18 protein-coding genes are annotated in these 18,910 nt (G+C 30.1%); 15 read left to right on the plus strand and 3 right to left on the minus strand.

Annotated features, from left to right (window positions below; translation table 11 throughout):
* Positions 1-567: an accessory gene regulator B family protein gene (locus INR60_RS17715; protein ID WP_194191609.1), complete on the minus strand. Its 567-nt coding sequence runs from the start codon at positions 565-567 to the stop codon at positions 1-3.
* A 357-nt stretch (positions 568-924) separates the two neighbouring features.
* On the opposite strand from INR60_RS17715, the gene INR60_RS11165 reads away from it, so the two are divergent.
* The 5 genes from INR60_RS11165 to INR60_RS11185 all read left to right on the plus strand — a co-directional run bounded on the left by INR60_RS11165 (position 925) and on the right by INR60_RS11185 (position 5,597).
* The gene (locus INR60_RS11165; RefSeq protein ID WP_194191610.1) at positions 925-1,215 is read left to right on the plus strand and encodes a lactococcin 972 family bacteriocin; all 291 of its coding nucleotides are present in this window, start codon (positions 925-927) and stop codon (positions 1,213-1,215) included.
* A gap of 56 nt (positions 1,216-1,271) precedes the next feature.
* Complete coding sequence (locus INR60_RS11170) at positions 1,272-3,293, plus strand: DUF1430 domain-containing protein (protein ID WP_194191611.1); 2,022 nt, start codon at positions 1,272-1,274, stop codon at positions 3,291-3,293.
* The gene (locus INR60_RS11175; RefSeq protein WP_194191612.1) at positions 3,294-3,932 is read left to right on the plus strand and encodes a putative bacteriocin export ABC transporter; all 639 of its coding nucleotides are present in this window, start codon (positions 3,294-3,296) and stop codon (positions 3,930-3,932) included.
* Entirely contained in the window at positions 3,905-4,345 is a 441-nt protein-coding gene (gene lepB / locus INR60_RS11180) for a signal peptidase I (protein ID WP_274380442.1), read from the plus strand. The genes INR60_RS11175 and lepB overlap by 28 nt, the downstream gene beginning before the upstream one ends.
* A gap of 289 nt (positions 4,346-4,634) precedes the next feature.
* Positions 4,635-5,597, plus strand: coding sequence for a DUF4396 domain-containing protein (locus INR60_RS11185; protein WP_194191614.1), 963 nt, complete (start codon positions 4,635-4,637; stop codon positions 5,595-5,597).
* 43 nt (positions 5,598-5,640) lie between these two features.
* Here the strand turns inward: INR60_RS11185 and INR60_RS11190 are convergent, their stop codons facing one another.
* A complete protein-coding gene (locus INR60_RS11190) occupies positions 5,641-6,120 on the minus strand; it encodes a GNAT family N-acetyltransferase (protein ID WP_207729563.1) in 480 nt (159 codons plus the stop codon).
* A gap of 170 nt (positions 6,121-6,290) precedes the next feature.
* Here INR60_RS11190 and INR60_RS11195 point away from each other — a divergent pair, with 170 nt between their 5' ends.
* The gene (locus INR60_RS11195) at positions 6,291-6,587 is read left to right on the plus strand and encodes a DUF6483 family protein (protein ID WP_194191615.1); all 297 of its coding nucleotides are present in this window, start codon (positions 6,291-6,293) and stop codon (positions 6,585-6,587) included.
* 356 nt (positions 6,588-6,943) lie between these two features.
* Here the strand turns inward: INR60_RS11195 and INR60_RS11200 are convergent, their stop codons facing one another.
* A complete protein-coding gene (locus tag INR60_RS11200; protein WP_194191616.1) occupies positions 6,944-7,759 on the minus strand; it encodes an IS1/IS1595 family N-terminal zinc-binding domain-containing protein in 816 nt (271 codons plus the stop codon).
* Between the two features lie 19 nt (positions 7,760-7,778).
* Here INR60_RS11200 and INR60_RS17560 point away from each other — a divergent pair, with 19 nt between their 5' ends.
* The 9 genes from INR60_RS17560 to INR60_RS11240 all read left to right on the plus strand — a co-directional run bounded on the left by INR60_RS17560 (position 7,779) and on the right by INR60_RS11240 (position 18,907).
* Positions 7,779-7,904 carry a hypothetical protein gene (locus INR60_RS17560; RefSeq protein ID WP_274380443.1) on the plus strand — a complete coding sequence of 42 codons (126 nt, stop codon included), beginning with the start codon at positions 7,779-7,781 and terminating at the stop codon, positions 7,902-7,904.
* A 382-nt stretch (positions 7,905-8,286) separates the two neighbouring features.
* Positions 8,287-9,489: a YgeY family selenium metabolism-linked hydrolase gene (locus INR60_RS11205; RefSeq protein WP_194191617.1), complete on the plus strand. Its 1,203-nt coding sequence runs from the start codon at positions 8,287-8,289 to the stop codon at positions 9,487-9,489.
* A gap of 29 nt (positions 9,490-9,518) precedes the next feature.
* Positions 9,519-10,718, plus strand: a complete 1,200-nt coding sequence (gene ygeW / locus INR60_RS11210) for a knotted carbamoyltransferase YgeW (protein ID WP_194191618.1) — start codon at positions 9,519-9,521, stop codon at positions 10,716-10,718.
* A 95-nt stretch (positions 10,719-10,813) separates the two neighbouring features.
* Complete coding sequence (locus tag INR60_RS11215) at positions 10,814-12,136, plus strand: uracil-xanthine permease family protein (protein WP_194191619.1); 1,323 nt, start codon at positions 10,814-10,816, stop codon at positions 12,134-12,136.
* 17 nt (positions 12,137-12,153) lie between these two features.
* On the plus strand, positions 12,154-13,356 hold the full coding sequence (gene dpaL, locus INR60_RS11220) for a diaminopropionate ammonia-lyase (RefSeq protein ID WP_194191620.1): 1,203 nt from the start codon (positions 12,154-12,156) through the stop codon (positions 13,354-13,356).
* 29 nt (positions 13,357-13,385) lie between these two features.
* The gene (locus INR60_RS11225; RefSeq protein WP_194191621.1) at positions 13,386-14,573 is read left to right on the plus strand and encodes a YgeY family selenium metabolism-linked hydrolase; all 1,188 of its coding nucleotides are present in this window, start codon (positions 13,386-13,388) and stop codon (positions 14,571-14,573) included.
* 12 nt (positions 14,574-14,585) lie between these two features.
* Complete coding sequence (locus INR60_RS11230) at positions 14,586-16,175, plus strand: N-acyl-D-amino-acid deacylase family protein (RefSeq protein WP_194191622.1); 1,590 nt, start codon at positions 14,586-14,588, stop codon at positions 16,173-16,175.
* A gap of 8 nt (positions 16,176-16,183) precedes the next feature.
* Entirely contained in the window at positions 16,184-17,512 is a 1,329-nt protein-coding gene (ssnA, locus tag INR60_RS11235; protein WP_194191623.1) for a putative aminohydrolase SsnA, read from the plus strand.
* Between the two features lie 33 nt (positions 17,513-17,545).
* Complete coding sequence (locus INR60_RS11240) at positions 17,546-18,907, plus strand: 8-oxoguanine deaminase (RefSeq protein WP_420797488.1); 1,362 nt, start codon at positions 17,546-17,548, stop codon at positions 18,905-18,907.
* Positions 18,908-18,910: the final 3 nt, after the last annotated feature.

Genomic DNA, 18,910 nt, shown 5'->3' on the forward strand with positions numbered 1-18,910 from the left:
TTAAACATTCTCCTTTTTAATAAATATAAAATCAAAACTTAATAATATTATTAATATAAACCCGAATGTTGAGTTTATATTAGATAGTGTGTTAGATATAATGAAGAATCCTAATACGATCAATGAAGAGTAAAATCTAAGTTTGTAAATATATGAACTAGTTCTTTTTGGTCTATTAGGATTATTTATGCACTTTTTGAAAGTTACTGATAGTGTAAACAAGGTAAGCCCAAAGACTTTAACTAAGATAAATAAATCTTTAAACAAAAAAGATAGTAATATCAAAGAAATATAAATACTTACACTAACAAGTAAACAGCTAATATAATCTTTAGCATGATGGCCTCCAATAAGGCTTCTTATAGGAAGCAGAAGTATCAATATCAAAAACTTATCTAATGTGTTTGTTACTGCTGCTAAAGACAGCAATATAAAAAATTTAGAAAGTTCCGAGTTAATAAAGGATAAACCATATCTCATCTTATCTATCGTTTTTAAATCTGATATATTTGTATATCTTTTTAGAAAATCTAATTGATAATTTACTAATGTTTCTATAATAATCACCTCGTTTTGGTTCTATATATCTATCATAAATAAAATAATTATTTTATTTATGATAGATTGCATAAAAGGGAATAAAATGTTAATAAAAGTAATAAAATTAATTTTAAAATATTTTTTTATATTAAATGGGAAAAATGATAATTTATTTGAATAAAAAGAAGGTCTCTTGAAAATAACTAATTTTTGTGTAAAAAAAATTGCTTTTTATGAATTAAGTAGTAAACGGTGTTATAAAAAATTTAGAATAAGGTCATAAAGTAAATGACATAAAAGCGAGGCAGAAATCCTAGTACATACTAATATTAGTTTGAAGTAACGTTACAAATTTTAAATATTAAGTAAAAGGGAGAGATTATTATGAAACAAAAATTTATAGCAATAGCATTAATGAGTATTTTAGCAGTAGGTACAGTGACAGGGTTAGCAAAAACAGTACAAGTAGGAGGAGGAACTTGGAATTATGGAACTGGATCTGGCAGAGTTTACTCTGAGTATTATCATGCAAGTGAGATACATGGATCATCAGTTGTTAATGGAAATGGAGTGAAGGATACAGATTATAATAGAGCAAAAGGTCAATGGTCAGATGCATCAACATCATCAACTTGGAAAGTAGATAATTCTTATTACCATGTAGGAAAAAAATAAGAAGTAAAGAAGGCTAGTTTACTAGCCTTCTTATAATAATTTTTAGGGGGTAGGCTATGAAGAAAATAATGCATTCGATATTTGTAGTTAGTTTATTATTTATTTCTATATTAAATTTCTTTGATTATAGCAATAATAACAACAATAAATTTAAAAATGATAAAGAGAGTATACAAATATCTAAAAAGGAAGGGCAAAAGAGTAAAGATTTTGTTTATGATATTCAAAGGATAGTAAAAGGATTAAATACGGATATCATGATGGCAAATACAGAACTTACAAAAGAAGATAAAGTTAATTATGTATATTACATAACTTGTAATTCAGGTGATTTTTTAGATGTAGGAATAGATAATTACGTAGAAGTTTTAAAAGGTAAAGGGGAATTAAAAACATCTGGTGAAAATAGAATTCCAGGGTCTACTTTTACGGGTCATACTACTATTTATACTTTTGAAGATGTAAGTAAATATAATCTTGAAAACTCAAAATACTTTGTTAAATCTGAAAAAGTAGATGAGGTTTTAAATGCTATAAATAAGGAAGGGTACTTGGTTTCTAAAGATAATGGAGTCAGCATTCAAAGAGAGTTTTTAAATATTAAAAATATTATTATCCCGTTATTTTTATTAACTATAAGTATGATTTTTTATAGTTTAGGTAAAGGTAAAGAAACTGTATTAAGAAAGATAAGTGGATTTTCTAATTTAGATATATTAAAAGAATATCTAAAGAAAGAAGGAGAAATTTTTATAGTTAGTTTTGTATTTATTAGTTTATTAAATATGGTTTTTATAGCGGCATTATATAGAAATTCTTTATTAGATTTCTTAAGCTTCTCGATGTTTAAATTTATCTTATTCTTTGCAGTATCAATATTTATATTTATCTTAGCAAATACAAATATATTATTTCAAAAAGAATCATCTGTTATTAAAGGTAAAAAGAAAAATAGAGATATATACGTTGTAACACTTATATCAAAATTTATATTTATAGCATTACTCCTAACAAATTTAACGGCTATTATTTCAGGGCTTTTAGAAATATCAAAAACTAATAAAATATTAGAAGACGTGAATTTAAAGGCTAAAAACTATGTAGTTCTGCCATTTATGAGCAATATTACTGATGTTTCTGATAACAACCAATTAGAGTATAATAAAAGACTTAGTAAATTCTACGAAGAAACTAAGGATAAATTTAATGGTATTTTAATTGATAGCAGGAACTTATCTAATCCAGAAAAATTAGAAAGAAATAAAAAAACTTTCCAAAATTATATTATGATAAATGAAAATTACCTTAAAGAAAATGAAGTTAGAGATTCTAAGGGAGATAGGATTGAAGCTGAAAAAATTGATAAAGATAAACTAAATCTATTTGTTACAAAAGATATGGACAAAGAAGCTATAAAGGAAAATTATAAAAATATATACGATTTAAAAGATGAGGATATAGTAATAAGTATTTATGATAAAAATACAAAATTATTTTCATATAGTGCTAAAGTAAGTCCTGATAGTTTTGGGTTTATAGAAGAACCTATAATAATCTTATATAAAGGTGATATTTTTTGGGATCAGATGATGAACTTTATCTCTGGTGGATACTATATTTTAGATACTAAAACTGATAATCCTTATGAAGAGATAAAGCCGTATTTAGAAAAATACAAACTTACAGACGTATTACCAGAAGCCCAGTATGTTTCAAATACATTCTCAGAAGTTATAGAGAGCAAAAGGCTTAGCCTTTTAAGTAAGGCTGTTGACTTGTTTGTTTATATAGTAGGGGCCTTAGCCCTTGTAATATACAGTACACGTATTTACTTTACTATAAATAAAAAAGAAATTATCTATAAAACTTTAGGTGGATATAAATTTATAGATGTTTATAAGGGAGCTATTTTAACTCAAATAATAGAATTTATATTATTACTTATTTGCAGTTTTATCTTAAATATAAATTTAGTAATATTATTTATTGTTGCTATAGTAGAAATAATAATTTTTAAAATATATGCATCTATACTTAGAAATAAAAATGTAGTAGGCGTAATAAAGGGGGAAGAGTAAATGAGTATAATTTCCTTAAAAAATATAAATAAAAGCTATGGAAACAGAATACTTTTTAAAGATTTTAACTTAGATATTGAAAAAGGAGAGCTAGTTTCTATAATGGGGCCTAGCGGTAAAGGAAAGTCAACTTTATTAAATATGATAGGCCTTTTAGAAAAAGTAGATTCAGGAGATATAATGATAGAAGGAATTAAAAACCCTAAAATTAACTCAAAAGAAGGGGTAAAACTTTTAAGAAACAAGATATCATATTTATTTCAAAACTATGGTCTTATAGAAGAAAAGACTGTGTTTGAAAACTTGAAAATTGGAACTAAGTTTTTAAAACTTAATAAAGATAAAGAAAAAATAATGATGGCTGAAGCTTTAGAAACAGTTGAACTATCAAAAGATATATTAGATCAAAAAATTTATCATTTAAGCGGTGGGGAGCAGCAAAGAGTTGCTTTAGCTAAAATAATCTTAAAACCATCAGAAATAATTTTGGCAGACGAGCCTACAGGAAGCTTAGACGAAAAAAATAGAGACTCTATTTTAAACATTCTAAAAAATATAAATAAAAAAGGAAAAACTATAGTAGTAGTAACTCATGACCCTAAGGTAGAGGAATGTGCAACAAGAAGAATAAGATTATAAAGATTTTGTTTAATTTATTTTTAGTTTTGTGTGCAGTTTATGTTTGTATGAATTTTAGAATATTAAGAGTTTCAGGAGAGTCCATGGCTCCAACATTAAAAGATAATCAATTAAAAATAATAAGAAAATCGGATTTTTATGAAAATAAAGATATCATAGTTTTTAAGAAAGACTCTGAATCTTACGTTAAAAGAGTGATTGCAATAGATGGAGATAGAGTTGAATTAAAAGATGGAAAAGTTTATATCAACAATATACTTCAAACTAACTACAATTATAGTGGGGAAAAAAAAGCCTTTAATTTAAAAGAAGGTGAATTTTTTGTAATAGGAGATAATTATCAAAACAGCTTAGATAGTAGAGCTTTCGGGGTAATAAAAGAAAATGATATAATAGGAAAGTTATTGGCATAAATAAAGGCTTACTGATAGGTTCATCTATTAGTAAGCCTTTAGTATTATTTTAAAACTTTAAAAATTTCTATAGTAACCGTTGCGCAAAAACTTGGGTTTATAAGAAAGATAATGATAAGTAGTTAAAATTTTTTTATAAGTATTTCAGAACTATTATAAAGAGGTAAATTAACTTTGAATCTTTAAAATACTTCATACTATAGCCATATGCGACTTGTAAAATAAATTTAAAGGTTCTAAAAATTAACATTTTAGAATTTTATTTATTTTAAGTTAGGTAGTGATTTTATTGTTTAAAAGTTTATCAGAGATATTTATATGTATTGGAATTTTATCAGCAATTATTATTACAGTTGATATTATAAGGAATCCTCAAAAGGAAATGCCAATAATGAATTTAGTTTGGCCTATAAATGGCCTTTGGGCGGGTCCTTTTTGCATTTTAGCTTATTTTACTATAGGTAAACATAGAAAAATGGATATGTCAGATATGAATGGCATGGACATGCCTCACATGGGCGGAATGGACATGAGTAATATGGATATGTCAAATGAAAAGGAAATTGATATGAAGAATATGAACATGCCACACATGAACGGAATGGACATGAGTAACATGGATATGTCAAAAGATAAGGAAATGGATATGAAAAATATGGACATGTCAGATATGAAGGGTATGGATATGAGTAACATGGATATGTCAAAAGATAAGGGAATGAACATGAAGAACATGGACATGTCAAAAGGCAAGGAAATGGATATGAAAGGATCAGGGAATGAGGACAAGCCCTCAAAGAAAAAGTATTCTAGTTTTTGGCAAGGCGTAGTTGCAGATACTCTTCACTGCGGTGCTGGGTGTTCTTTAGCTGATCTTATAGGGCCTTGGATTTTTTTAGTTGTTCCATTTACTATTTTTAATAATCTAACATTTGGAGAATGGGTTTTAGATTACTGTTTAGCTCTTTTAACTGGAGTAACTTTTCAATATGCAGCGATTTCACCTATGATGAAGAAAAAGGGGTTAAAGGTTTGGTTAAAAGCTTTAAAAATTGACTTTTTCTCACTTACTTCTTGGCAAATAGGTATGTATGGTTTTATGGCATTAGTTATATTTGTATGGTTCGGACGTTTATCACCAACTACACCAGAATTTTGGTTTATGATGCAAATAGCTATGTGCTGCGGATTTATAACTGCATACCCTGTAAACTGGATATTAGTTAAAAAAGGAATAAAGATGGGAATGTAATATAAAAGAAGATATCTCGAATTTAGGAGATATCTTCTTTTATTTAAATATCTTTTATAAAAAACATATCCATAGTATCGTGATTACAGCTTATTAAAGGTTTTTCTAATTCTTTAAAACCGTATTTTCTGTATAAATGCACAGCAGCTTCTAAAGTATGGTAAGTTTCTAAATATACTTTTTTATAACCAGTTTCTTTTGCAAAATTAATTGCAGCATCTAACAATTTATAGCTTGCTCCGTTTCCTTTAGACTCATTTGATAAAGATAATTTTTGTAATTCGCAAATATTATTTTTTTCATCATATTCAGCGATTCCAACTCCACCTAAAACATTATCTAAATCATCTACAAACACGAAATATTCTCGCTTGTTTGTTAGTTTATAAAAATCACTTAAAGTAGATATTTCAGGGTCAAAATATGCAGTGCCAGGAATATCTAAATTAAAGATTTTTAAATTATCTTTTATTATTTTTTCTATAGATTTATTATCAGAACTTTGTATTGAACGAATTTTCATAATATAACAACTCCTAGAACTATGTATTTTGTATAGTATATCAGAAATTTATTTTTAAAGAAGTAAAATATATAAACTTCTTTAAGGTAAAATTATTGTTAAAGAAATATTTTTAATATATATTTGTGATACTATATTAAATATAAATTTTATCAAAAGGGAGACTTTTTATGTTAAAGAGCAATAATGATTCAAAAGTAAAGATAAATATAAATTCTAATGGAAATGATGCTTTTAAGATTCTTTTTACTAAATTAGTATTTTATAAAGATTATAATCAAGCTGAAGATATGCTATTTAAAGAGCTAGAAGAGAATAAATCTGAAGAAATTTATGATATAGGATTTGAATTTTATGAGTCTTTAAAGAAAATAGATGAAGAAGAACTTTTAAAAAGTGATTTTTCTTTAGAAGAAGTTTTAAGGGGAATTGAAGATTTAAAAAGAATTATGGATATTGAAATATAAAGTTGTAATTTAAAACGCTTGCTTATTATGAAGAGATAAGTAGGTGTTTTTATTTATGAAAATGATTAAAGATATAAGATTTACTTTGAATTTAGCAGTTATTATAAAGTACAAGGCCTGGATAACAACCTTATCTAGGTGATAATAAAAAAATTTAAAATTCTAAAAAAACTATATCATTGTTACGAGATATTATTGGTAAAAGGGATTTTCGCTATATTTGGGTAAATTTTTGATATTTTGGACAAGTGAAAATTATTTAGACAAACTATAAAAATTTGATCGTAGTACACAAGTAAAAGTTAGATGGACAAGCTATTAAAACGCACCTATATTAGGAGTTATTTTAAGAAAAATTAAATGATTTTTACGCAAAAAATAGAGCTTATTAAATTAGATAAAATAGTATGTTTTTCGTAAGATCCTTCGTAAATATATACGAACCAATTTAAATAAACTTGCAGATATTTTGTAGCGACGCTTCTAAACTTTCTAAGCCATCTTCTTAAATTCAAAATAAAATCAGAGCAGTGACTAAGTAAAATTTCACTTTCTTCTTTAGAAATTTCTAATTCTTTCTTTTTATGAAGAGCGTAGTTTAATTTTTTTGATACAAGATAAGAAAATCTATCTTTACCTGGAAGGAAGTAAGTATTAAATACAGGATTAAACTCATTTAATAAATTCTCTATAGATTCCTTTGTAGGGCTCATAGAATCAAAGGATATCTTAGCTAGAGAGTAATTATTTTTGTTAATAGTTGTAGCTACAAAGATATTTTTTCTTCTAGAAATAGTGCAAACGGGAGGAGTCTTTTGCCCTTTAAAATTTTCTAAGAATTTAGTATGTCTTATAGCTGTAACGATATGAGTTCTTCTAGAATCTGTATAAGTTCCGATGTGCTTTAAGATTTTATGTCTCCATCTAAAAGAAGTTTCTATACAAATATTTAATCTATCTGCGCAATCTCTTATAGTAGCACCAGATAGCATAAGACGAGTATATTTATCCCAAAGGGATACACTTTTTCTAGTGTTATGCCAGACAAGTCCTGTTCCTTCGTTAAAGGTTTTAAGACAATCCTTACATTGATACCTTTGGACGCATCTATATTTACCGTATTTAATAAAGTGTTTTGAATTGCAATGGGGACAAGCTTGTGTATGTACCATAATCTCACCTCGAAAAAATTTGAATTTTTTTATTATTTTGATTATGGACATAAAATATAGGCTTTATTCAGGTGATTTTAGTAAAATACCAACAAAGAAGCAAAACAATGTTGTAGTGGAAGTGAGAGTTACTATAGAGGTATAGAATGGAAAATACTGGAATATATGGGCTCATCTATTTTAAAAAAATATTTCTTATTTTAATATTTTTATTTTTAAAACAAAAAGAATGAAGCGTTAAAATTATCAAAACGATAACTAAAAATTGTATTTTAATCTTAATATAGGAAATTTATTAGGTTTGAGCTTTTATCAAAATGATAAATAATTATCATTTTGATAATTAGGATAAAGGAATGTATATTTTTGGTTACTAAAAAGAGCGGAATCTTAGTAAACGGTTTCAAATTTTAACAAATTGTCCATTGATTAGACTTATAATAGTTAAATTTTTATCTATAAGTTGGCACGGGAATTGCAATGATATATAGGCGTAAAAATAAATAAATCTTAAGGGGGAACCATAGATGAATTTTGAGAAGATAAAATTACAAGCTGAAAACTATAAAGGTGATATGACTAAGTTTCTAAGAGACTTAATTAGAATTCCAGGTGAAAGTGCTGGAGAAGAAGGTGTAATTAAAAGAATTGCACAAGAAATGGAGAAATTAGGATTTGATAAAGTTGAAATAGACAAGATGGGTAATGTTCTTGGATATATGGGAACTGGAGAAAAACTTGTAGCTTACGATGCTCACATAGATACAGTTGGACTTGGAGAATTAAGCAACTGGACATTTGATCCATATGAAGGATATGAAAATGATGAAGAAATCGGAGGACGTGGAGCTTCAGACCAATTAGGCGGAATAGTTTCTGCAACTTACGGTGCAAAAATAATGAAGGATTTAGATCTTTTAAGTGATAAATATACAGTTTTAGTTACTGGAACTGTTCAAGAAGAAGATTGTGATGGATTATGTTGGCAATACATACACAACGAAGATAAAATAACTCCAGAGTTTGTTGTTATAACAGAGCCTACAGATGGAAACATCTATAGAGGACAACGTGGACGTATGGAAATCAGAGTTGAAGTTAAAGGAATTTCTTGCCACGGTTCAGCTCCAGAAAGAGGAGACAATGCTATTTATAAAATGGCAGATATTCTGCAAGAAGTTAGAGTGTTAAATGATAATTTACACTATGACCCATTCTTAGGAAAAGGAACTGTTACAGTTTCACAAATTTTCTATAACTCACCATCAAGATGTGCAGTTGCTGATATGTGCGCAATATCTTTAGATAGAAGATTAACAGACGGTGAAACATACCAAAGTGCTTTAAAAGAAGTTGAAGACTTACCATTTGTTAAAAAATACGGTGCAAAAGTTACTATGTACACTTATGAAAGACCAAGCTGGACTGGATTAGTATATCCAACAGATTGCTACTTCCCAACTTGGGTAATTCCAGAAGATGCAGAGCCAACTAAAGCTATGGTTGAAGCATACAAAGGAATGTATGGAGAACCATTAGTTGATAAATGGACTTTCTCAACTAACGGAGTATCAATTATGGGAAGATACAATATACCTTGTATAGGTTTTGGACCTGGTAAAGAAGCAGAAGCACATGCACCTAACGAAAAAACTTGGAAAGAAGATTTAGTAAGATGTGCAGCTGTATACGCAGCAGTTCCAACTATATACTGTAACAACAATAAATAATATTAGGGTAATTGAGAGGAGAATTTAAGATGACTATAACAAAAAAATATATTGATGAACTAAAAAAATTAGATCTAAAAAATATGTATAACAATGATTTCTTTTTAACTTGGGAAAAATCAGAAGATGAGCTTAAAGGAGTATTTACTATTGCTGAGGCCTTAAGAGACCTTAGAAAAAACAATGTATCTACTAAGGTATTTGATAGTGGGCTTGGAATCTCATTATTTAGAGATAACTCAACTAGAACTAGATTTAGTTTCGCATCAGCTTGTAACTTACTTGGATTAGAAGTACAAGACTTAGACGAAGGTAAATCACAAATAGCTCACGGAGAAACAGTTAGAGAAACTGCTAACATGATTTCATTTATGGCTGACGTAATCGGAATTAGAGACGATATGTACATCGGTAAAGGAAATACTTATATGAGAGAAGTTTCTAGAGCTGTTCAAGATGGAAATAGAGATGGCGTTTTAGAACAAAGACCAACTCTAGTTAATTTACAATGCGATATCGACCATCCAACTCAAGCAATGGCAGATGCCCTTCACTTAATAAATGAGTTTGGCGGTATAGAAAATTTAAAAGGTAAAAAAGTTGCTATGACATGGGCTCACTCACCATCATACGGAAAGCCTCTATCAGTTCCACAAGGAATTATAGGACTATTAACTAGATTCGGTATGGATGTTGTCCTAGCTCATCCAGAAGGATACGAAGTTATGGAAGAAGTTGAAGAAGTAGCTAAAAGAAATGCTAAAGCTTCAGGAGGATCTTTCACAAAAACTAATTCTATGGAAGAAGCATTTAAAGATGCTGATATAGTTTATCCAAAGAGCTGGGCTCCATTTGTAGCTATGGAAAAAAGAACAAAATTATATGCAGAAGGTGATGACGAAGGCATAAAGGCTTTAGAAAAAGAACTTTTAGAAGCTAACGCAAAACATAAAGATTGGGAATGCACTGAAGAGTTAATGAAATTAACTAAAGACGGTAAAGCATTATACATGCACTGCTTACCAGCTGACATTACAGGTGTAAGCTGCAAAGAAGGTGAAGTAGAAGCAAGCGTATTTGATAGATATAGAGATGAACTTTATAAAGAAGCGAGCTTTAAACCATATGTAGTAGCTGCAATGATTTTCTTAAGCAAAATGGAAAATCCAGAAGAAGTTCTAGAAAAGCTAGAAAAACGTAACACAGAAAGAGTATTTAATGAAAAATAGATTCTAGGAAAAGGCTCTTATTTATAACTTGAAAATCAAAAAATTTAAGCTAACCCTTTTAAATAAGAGCCTTATCTTTAAAGGGGGAGCAGCTAATGTCAATAGATAAAAATTCATTACTTTTCAAATTCGATGGAAGACCAACTATGAAAGAAATAATACCATTAGGTTTGCAACATGTGGTAGCTATGATTGTTGGATGTGTAACGCCAGCTATTATAGTTGCAGGGGTATGTGACTTAAGTCCTAGCGACAAAATACTTTTAGTACAAACTTCACTTGTATTTTCAGGAATAGCAACCCTTATTCAGCTTTTTCCTTTATTTAAGAAAATAGGATCTGGACTTCCTATTATTATGGGTGTTAGTTTTGCTTACGTACCAACACTTACAGCAATTGCTGGGGAATTTAATTTAGCTACTATTTTTGGAGCTCAACTTATAGGTGGGGCTGTAGCTATTGTATTTGGTATCTTTGTTAAAAAGCTTGCAAGGTTTTTCCCGCTTGTAGTTACTGGAACTGTAATATTATCTATAGGATTATCATTATATTCAGTTGCTGTTAAATACATAGCTGGTGGAGCTGGAAGTGAAACTTTTGGGTCACCCCTTAACTGGTTAGTGGCACTTATCACACTTGGAGTAGTTATATTTTTAAACTTCTTTACAAAAGGAAACTTAAAATTATCTTCTATTTTAATTGGGATAATAGTTGGATATATTATCTCTTTCTTTTTAGGAATGGTTAAATTTGAAGATACATCAGCACTTGGAATTATACAAATACCAAAGTTTATGCGTTTTGGAATGAGCTTTAATGCAACAGCAATTATTTCAATGGTAATTATGCATATAGTTAACTCAGTACAAGCTATAGGAGACCTTTCAGCAACTACTGGAGGAGGAATGGGTAGAATAGCAACTCACGAAGAATTATCAGGAGGTATCATAGGAAATGGTGTTTCTAGTATTTTAGGATCATTCTTTGGATGTATGCCAACAGCTACATTTAGCCAAAACGTTGGGATTGTAACTATGAATAAGGTTATTAATAGATCAGTATTCGTATTTGCATCAATAGTTATAATAGTAGCAGGTTTAGTTCCAAAATTCTCAGCAGTTTTAACAAGTATTCCTCAATGTGTACTTGGAGGAGCAACAATTTCTGTATTTGCAACTATCACTATGACAGGAGTGAAGATGGTTTCAGAAAGCGGATTAAGCAAGAGAAATGTTACTTTAGTAGGTATTTCAATAGCACTTGGAGTTGGAATCACTCAAGTTCCTGATGCTTTAGCATTATTCCCAAGTTGGGCAATATCAATTTTTGGAAAGTCATCTATTGTTGTAACAACATTAGTTGCAATAATATTAAATTTAATTTTACCTAAAGATACAGATTCAGACGGTAAAGAATAATGTAGGAGGAAAATACTATGGAAAAAATACTTTGGAAAGAAAATAAAATGCCTAAAAATGAAAACGATGTCTCAAGCTTTTTAAAGGAAGATGAGATAAAGAAAGTAAGAGAGTTTCATAGGAGTTTCCCAAAATATGAAGAGACTCCACTAGTAGAACTTAAAAATTTAGCAAAAAATATAGGACTTAAAGATATGTTTGTAAAAGATGAATCTTATAGATTTGGACTAAATGCTTTTAAAGTATTAGGTGGATCTTATGCTATGGGAAGATACCTTGCAGATAGATTAAATCTTGATATATCTGAACTTCCTTATAATAGATTAACTTCTGATGAAATAAGAGAAAAGCTTGGAGATATCGTCTTTGTAACGGCAACAGACGGTAACCACGGTAGAGGAGTTGCTTGGACTGCAAATAAATTAAAACAAAAATCAGTAGTTTATATGCCAAAGGGATCTTCTTTAAAGAGATTACAAAATATAAAAAACGAGGGAGCAGAAGCTAGTATAACAGATATGAACTATGATGATGCTGTAAGACTTGCAGATAAATATGCAAATGAGCATAACGGAGTAATGGTTCAAGATACTGCTTGGGAAGGATATGAAAAAATTCCAACTTGGATAATGCAAGGTTATGGAACTATGGCACTTGAAGCTAAGGAACAATTAGAAAAAATGGGTGTAGACAGACCAACTCATATATTTGTTCAAGCTGGTGTAGGATCTTTAGCTGGAGCTGTACAAGGTGTCTTTGCAGAAATTTTCAAAGAAAATTGCCCTAAAACTGTAATAGTTGAAGCAAATTTAGCAGATTGTTTCTACAAATCAGCAGAAGCTGCAGATGGAAAACCTAGAATAGTTGGAGGAGATATGCAAACTATAATGGCTGGACTTGCTTGTGGTGAACCAAATACTATAGGTTTTGAAGTATTAAAACAATATTCAACTGCTTTTGTATCTTGTCCTGACTGGGTATCTGCAAAAGGAATGAGAATACTAGGAAACCCAATGAAAGAAGATAGAAGAGTTATTTCAGGGGAATCTGGTGCTGTAACTACTGGTCTTTTATATGAAATTATGACTAATGAGGATTATAAAGACCTTAAAGAAAAATTAGAATTAGATGAAAATTCTAAAGTCTTATTATTTAGTACAGAAGGAGATACTGATCCTGAAAAATATAGAGAAATAGTTTGGGATAATTCAGTAGAATAAAATAACACCTAAATGGGGAGGTAAATGCTATGATTTCAGAAAAAAGGAAGGATGAACTTATAAAAGTATGCCAAGAGCTTATAAGAGCACAATCATTATCTGGCGAAGAAGAGAATGTTTGTGAAGTGTTAAAGGGTGTATTTAATAAATTCAAATTCGATGATTATTATATTGATGAATATGGGAATATAATAGGCCATATCAAAGGGAAAAATAAAGGCAAGAAGATTCTATTTGATGCACATATAGATACAGTGCCAGTTCCTGACGATACTAAATGGAAGCATGCCCCATTTAGCGGTGAAATAGATGATGGAAAAATATACGGCAGGGGCGCATCAGATATGAAAGGCCAGTTAGCTAGCATGATAGCTGGAGCTTCATTTTTTGCAGAAGATTTTAAGCGTGAGTTTGATGGAGATATTTTTGTAGCGGGAGTTGTTTTTGAAGAGATGTTTGAAGGCGTTTCAGCAAGAAAAATAAGCGAAGCTATAAAGCCAGACTACGTAGTTATAGGGGAGTCTTCTGAACTTAATTTAAAGATAGGACAAAGAGGTAGAGCTGAGATTGTTTTAGAAACTTTCGGAAAGTCAGCTCACTCTGCAAATCCTAATGAAGGCGTAAATGCAGTATTAAAAATGATGAAATTAATTAATGAGATAGAAAAGATTGAAAACCCAAGGCATAAAATTTTAGGTGAGGGGATTTTAGTTCTTACAGATATTAAATCATCTCCTTACCCTGGTGCTTCAGTAGTACCTGATTATTGCAAGGCAACTTTTGATAGAAGACTTTTAGTAGATGAAACTAAAGAAGATGTCTTAGAGCCTATAAAAGCTATTATAGAAAGAGTTTCAAAAGAGGATAGAGACTTAGAAGCTAGAGTTTCCTATGCAAAAGATAAAAAGGTTTGCTATACAGGGGAAAATATAAGTGCAGAAAGATTTTTCCCAGCTTGGATTTTCAAAGAAGAAGATGAATTTGTAAAGATAGCCTTTGATGGCTTGAAAATGGCAGGGATAGATCCAAAGATAAGTCAATATTCATTCTGCACTAATGGTTCACATTATGCAGGTGAAGCTAAAATTCAAACTATAGGGTTTGGGCCTTCTAAAGAAAAATTAGCCCACATTATAGATGAATATATAGAAATTGACGATTTAGTTAAAGGCGCTCTAGGCTATTACGGAATACTAAGATCTGTTTATAAAAAATAGAAGGTGATTAATTTGAATATATTAATAAAAAATGGATTTTTAGTTGATGGTAGTGGGAATTTAGGCGATTACTTAGATGTAATTATTAAAGATAAAAAGATTTTTAAAATCGGGAAAGACTTAAAAGCAGAGGGCTTTAAAGTAATCGATGCAAAAGATTTAGTAGTAGCACCTGGGTTTATAGATACTCACTCTCACAGTGATTTAAAGATATACGAAAATCCATACAATCAAATAAAGATAAGGCAAGGGGTAACTACTGAGGTTTTAGGTCAAGATGGTATTTCTATGGCACCATTACCAAAGGAGTATATATCACCTTGGAGGAAAAACTTAGCTGGACTTGATGGAGAATCAGATACTGTAAATTGGGAGTACGAAACTACAGATAACTACTTAAAAGCATTAGAAACTAATGGAGTTGGATTAAACGAGCTTTATTTAGTTCCTCACGGAAACGTAAGAATGGAAGCTATGGGCCTTAGTAATAGAGAAGTAAATGATACTGATATAAAAAAGATGTGTGAAATTTTAAGAAGAGAGCTTAAATCTGGAGCCTTTGGACTTTCTACAGGCCTTATATATATGCCGTGTGCTTACTCTAATACTAATGAACTTATAGAACTTTGCAAAGTAGTAAAGGAGTTTGATGGAGTATTTGTAGTTCACCAGAGAAGTGAAGCTAACGAAATTATAAAATCAATGAAAGAAATTATAGAGATAGGTGAAAAGTCAAAAGTAAGAGTTCACTTTTCTCATTTTAAGATATGCGGAAAGAAAAACTGGAAGCATATAGACGAAGTTATAAAACTTTTAAAAGATGCTGAAGATAAGGGAATTAAAATAACTTTTGATCAATACCCTTATATTTCAGGAAGCACTATGCTAGGTGTTATTTTACCTCCTTGGGTTCACGATGGAGGAACAGACAAGCTAGTAGAAAGATTAAAGTCAAAAGAAATGAGAGAAAAGATGATATATGATATGAAAAATGGAATTGAAGGCTGGGAAAACTTCCTAGAATTTATTCCACTTGATTCTATCTATATAACATCAGTTAAAACTTTAAAAAATAAAGACGTTATAGGGAAAAACCTTATAGAGATAGGCCGTATGAGAGAAAAAGATCCTTACAATGCAACATTCGATCTTCTTTTAGAAGAAGAAAATGCAGTTGGGATGTATGATTTTTACGGTAAAGAAGAACAAATAGTAAGATTTATGAAGTTAGATGAGCAAAATGTTTGTACTGATGGATTATTATCAGGAAAACCTCATCCTAGAGCTTACGGAGCTTTTCCAAGGATACTTGGAAGGTATGTAAGAGAACTTGAAGCTATAACCCTTGAAGAAGGAATTATGAAGATGTCACATAAGGCTGCTTTAGCCTTTGGGATAAAAGAAAGAGGACTTATAAAAGAAGGTTACTTTGGAGATATAGTTATCTTTAATAAAGATACTATTAAAGACACTGGAACTTTCGAAGATCCAACTAGATATCCAGAAGGAATACATTATGTAATTATAAATGGAGAGATAGTTCTTCAAAATGGTAAGTACAATGAGATAAAGGCAGGAAGAGTATTAAGAAAAGGTAGGTGAATATCTAAATGTTTATTTTAGGAAACGGTAGATTAATAACTCAAAACAAAGAAAACCCATTTATAGAAGATGGTGCTGTAGTTATTGATGGAAAAGAGATTATTGACTTTGGTAAGACAGAAGATATTAAAAGAAAATATGAAAATGCAGAGTTTAAAGATGTAGATAATATGGTTATAATGCCAGGCCTAATTAATACCCACGGTCACATATACAGTGCATTTGCAAGAGGAATGAACTTAGATGGACCTGTATCTAAAGATTTTGTAGACATACTTAATAATCTTTGGTGGAGACTAGATAGAACTCTTAATTTAGAAGATATAAAATATAGCGCGTATGCTTCTTTAATGGATAGTTTAAAGTATGGCGTTACAACATTTTTTGATCACCACGCTAGCCCAAATGCCGTAGAAGGAAGCCTTCAAACTATAAGCAAAGTAGGAGAAGAACTTGGAATTAGAACTTCTTTATGCTACGAGGTATCAGATAGGGATGGAGAAGAAATCTTAAATCAAGGCATAAAAGAAAATGTAGATTATATAAAATATTGCAAAGAAGATAAGAGTAATATGAAATCAGCACTTTTTGGAATGCATGCAAGTTTTACTTTATCAGATGAATCGTTAAATAAATGCGTAGAAGCTTCTAAAGGTTTAGATTGTGGATACCATATTCACGTAGCAGAAGGAATTAAAGATGAAGAAGACTGTATTGAAAAACACGATAAGAGAGTTTTAGAAAGACTAAAAGAATTTAAAATTTTAGGACCAAAAACTTTAGCAATCCATTGTATTCATGCAGATGAGGATGAAGTTGAAATCTTAAAAGAAACTGAGACTTCTGTAGTTCATAACCCAGAATCAAATATGGGAAATGCAGTTGGAGTATCTCCAGTTATAAAATTCATGAAAAATGGAATAACTGTAGGGCTTGGAACTGACGGGTACACTCAAGATATGTTTGAATCAATGAAAGTTGCAAACCTTATTCACAAACATCATTTAAGAAACCCATCAGTAGCTTGGGGAGAAACTCCTGAGATGCTATTTATAAATAATAGACGCATTGCAGAGAAAAACTTTAAAGGTAGGTTTGGAATTATAGAAAAGGGCGCAAATGCTGACGTAATAGTAGTTGATTATGATCCTTTAACACCTTTAAATGGAACAAATTATAATTCACATATTCTTTTTGGAATGATGGGTAAATCAGTTGATACTACTATAATTAATGGTAAAACAGTAGTAGAAAAAGGAAAGATTTTAAATGTAAATGAAAGAGAAATTCTTAAAAAATCAAGAGAATTAAGCTCTAAACTATGGAATAGAATTTAATCTAAAAGATTAAAGATAAAAGGGGATATGTGTATGAGGTTATTTATAAAAAATATAGACACATTAGTTACTTGTGATGATAGTGATAACGTTTTGAAAAATGTAAATGTTTTTATTGAAAACGGGGTTATTAAACACATAGGTAAAGAAACTTTTGAAAGTGATGAAATAATAGATGGGAAAGATATGATTGTTTATCCAGGACTTATCAATACACATCACCATCTATATCAAACTTTCACAAGGAATTTACCAGAGGTTCAAAATATGGAGTTATTCCCTTGGCTTAAATATCTATACGAAATCTGGAAAGGTCTAGATGAAGAAAGTATAAGATATAGCAGCATGACGGGGCTTTCAGAACTATTAAAATGTGGGTGTACAACTTGTTTTGATCATCATTATGTTTTTCCAGAAAATGCAGGTAATACTTTAATAGACACTCAATTTGAAGTAGCATCCAGGCTTGGAATAAGGATGCACGCTTCAAGAGGAAGTATGGACCTTAGCAAAAAAGATGGAGGACTACCGGGAGATTCAGTTGTTCAAGATATTGATACTATATTATACGATTCTGAAAGGATAGTTAAAAAGTATCACGATAATAACAGATTTTCAATGAGACAAGTTGCATTAGCTCCTTGTTCACCATTTAGTGTATCAAAAGAGCTTTTAAAAGAATCTGCTATTCTTGCAAGGAAACTAAATGTAAGACTTCATACACATCTAGCCGAAACTTTAGATGAAGAAAACTTCACTTTAGAAAAATATAAAATGAGACCTTTAGAATATATGGAAAGCTTAGGATGGATAGGTGAAGATGTGTGGTTTGCCCACGGGATCCATTTTAATGATGAAGAAATTAAAAGATTAAAAGAAACTAAAACAGGAGTTGCACATTGTCCTATATCAAATATGAAATTATCTTCTGGGATAGCAAGAATTCCAGAAATGATAGATTTAGATATTCCAGTAGGACTAGCTGTGGATGGAAGTGCAAGTAATGATGGTTCTAATCTTTTAGAGGAAATAAGGGTAGCTTATTTGCTTCATAGATTAAAGTGGTCAAGTAAAGCACCTACAGGATATGACATTTTAAAGCTTGCAACTAAAGGTAGCGCAAGAATTTTAGGTAGAACAGACATAGGTCAAATAAAAGAATCTATGGCTGGTGATTTATTTATGATAAATAAAAATAGAATTGAGCTAGTTGGTACAAGCTATGATCCTAAATCTTTACTTGGAACAGTAGGGTTTAAGGGAAGCGTTGATTATACAATCGTTAATGGAAAGATAGTAGTAAAAGGCGGAAGACTTGTAAATATAGATGAGGAAAAGATTATCTATAAAGCAAATGAAGCTGTGACTAGACTTATAAACAAATCAAAAATATAGAGG

The organism is Clostridium chrysemydis (assembly GCF_015234215.1).
Taxonomy (GTDB): Bacteria; Bacillota; Clostridia; order Clostridiales; family Clostridiaceae; genus Clostridium; species Clostridium chrysemydis.

Coding starts and splice junctions, on each gene's coding strand:
- INR60_RS11240 (WP_420797488.1), top strand. CDS start 17,546: ATGAGGTTATTTATAAAAAATATAGACACATTAGTTACTTGTGATGAT.
- INR60_RS11205 (WP_194191617.1), top strand. CDS start 8,287: ATGAATTTTGAGAAGATAAAATTACAAGCTGAAAACTATAAAGGTGAT.
- INR60_RS11225 (WP_194191621.1), top strand. CDS start 13,386: ATGATTTCAGAAAAAAGGAAGGATGAACTTATAAAAGTATGCCAAGAG.
- INR60_RS11215 (WP_194191619.1), top strand. CDS start 10,814: ATGTCAATAGATAAAAATTCATTACTTTTCAAATTCGATGGAAGACCA.
- INR60_RS11190 (WP_207729563.1), bottom strand. CDS start 6,120: ATGAAAATTCGTTCAATACAAAGTTCTGATAATAAATCTATAGAAAAA.
- INR60_RS11170 (WP_194191611.1), top strand. CDS start 1,272: ATGAAGAAAATAATGCATTCGATATTTGTAGTTAGTTTATTATTTATT.
- dpaL (WP_194191620.1), top strand. CDS start 12,154: ATGGAAAAAATACTTTGGAAAGAAAATAAAATGCCTAAAAATGAAAAC.
- INR60_RS11195 (WP_194191615.1), top strand. CDS start 6,291: ATGTTAAAGAGCAATAATGATTCAAAAGTAAAGATAAATATAAATTCT.
- lepB (WP_274380442.1), top strand. CDS start 3,905: ATGTGCAACAAGAAGAATAAGATTATAAAGATTTTGTTTAATTTATTT.
- ygeW (WP_194191618.1), top strand. CDS start 9,519: ATGACTATAACAAAAAAATATATTGATGAACTAAAAAAATTAGATCTA.
- INR60_RS11165 (WP_194191610.1), top strand. CDS start 925: ATGAAACAAAAATTTATAGCAATAGCATTAATGAGTATTTTAGCAGTA.
- INR60_RS11175 (WP_194191612.1), top strand. CDS start 3,294: ATGAGTATAATTTCCTTAAAAAATATAAATAAAAGCTATGGAAACAGA.
- ssnA (WP_194191623.1), top strand. CDS start 16,184: ATGTTTATTTTAGGAAACGGTAGATTAATAACTCAAAACAAAGAAAAC.
- INR60_RS11200 (WP_194191616.1), bottom strand. CDS start 7,759: ATGGTACATACACAAGCTTGTCCCCATTGCAATTCAAAACACTTTATT.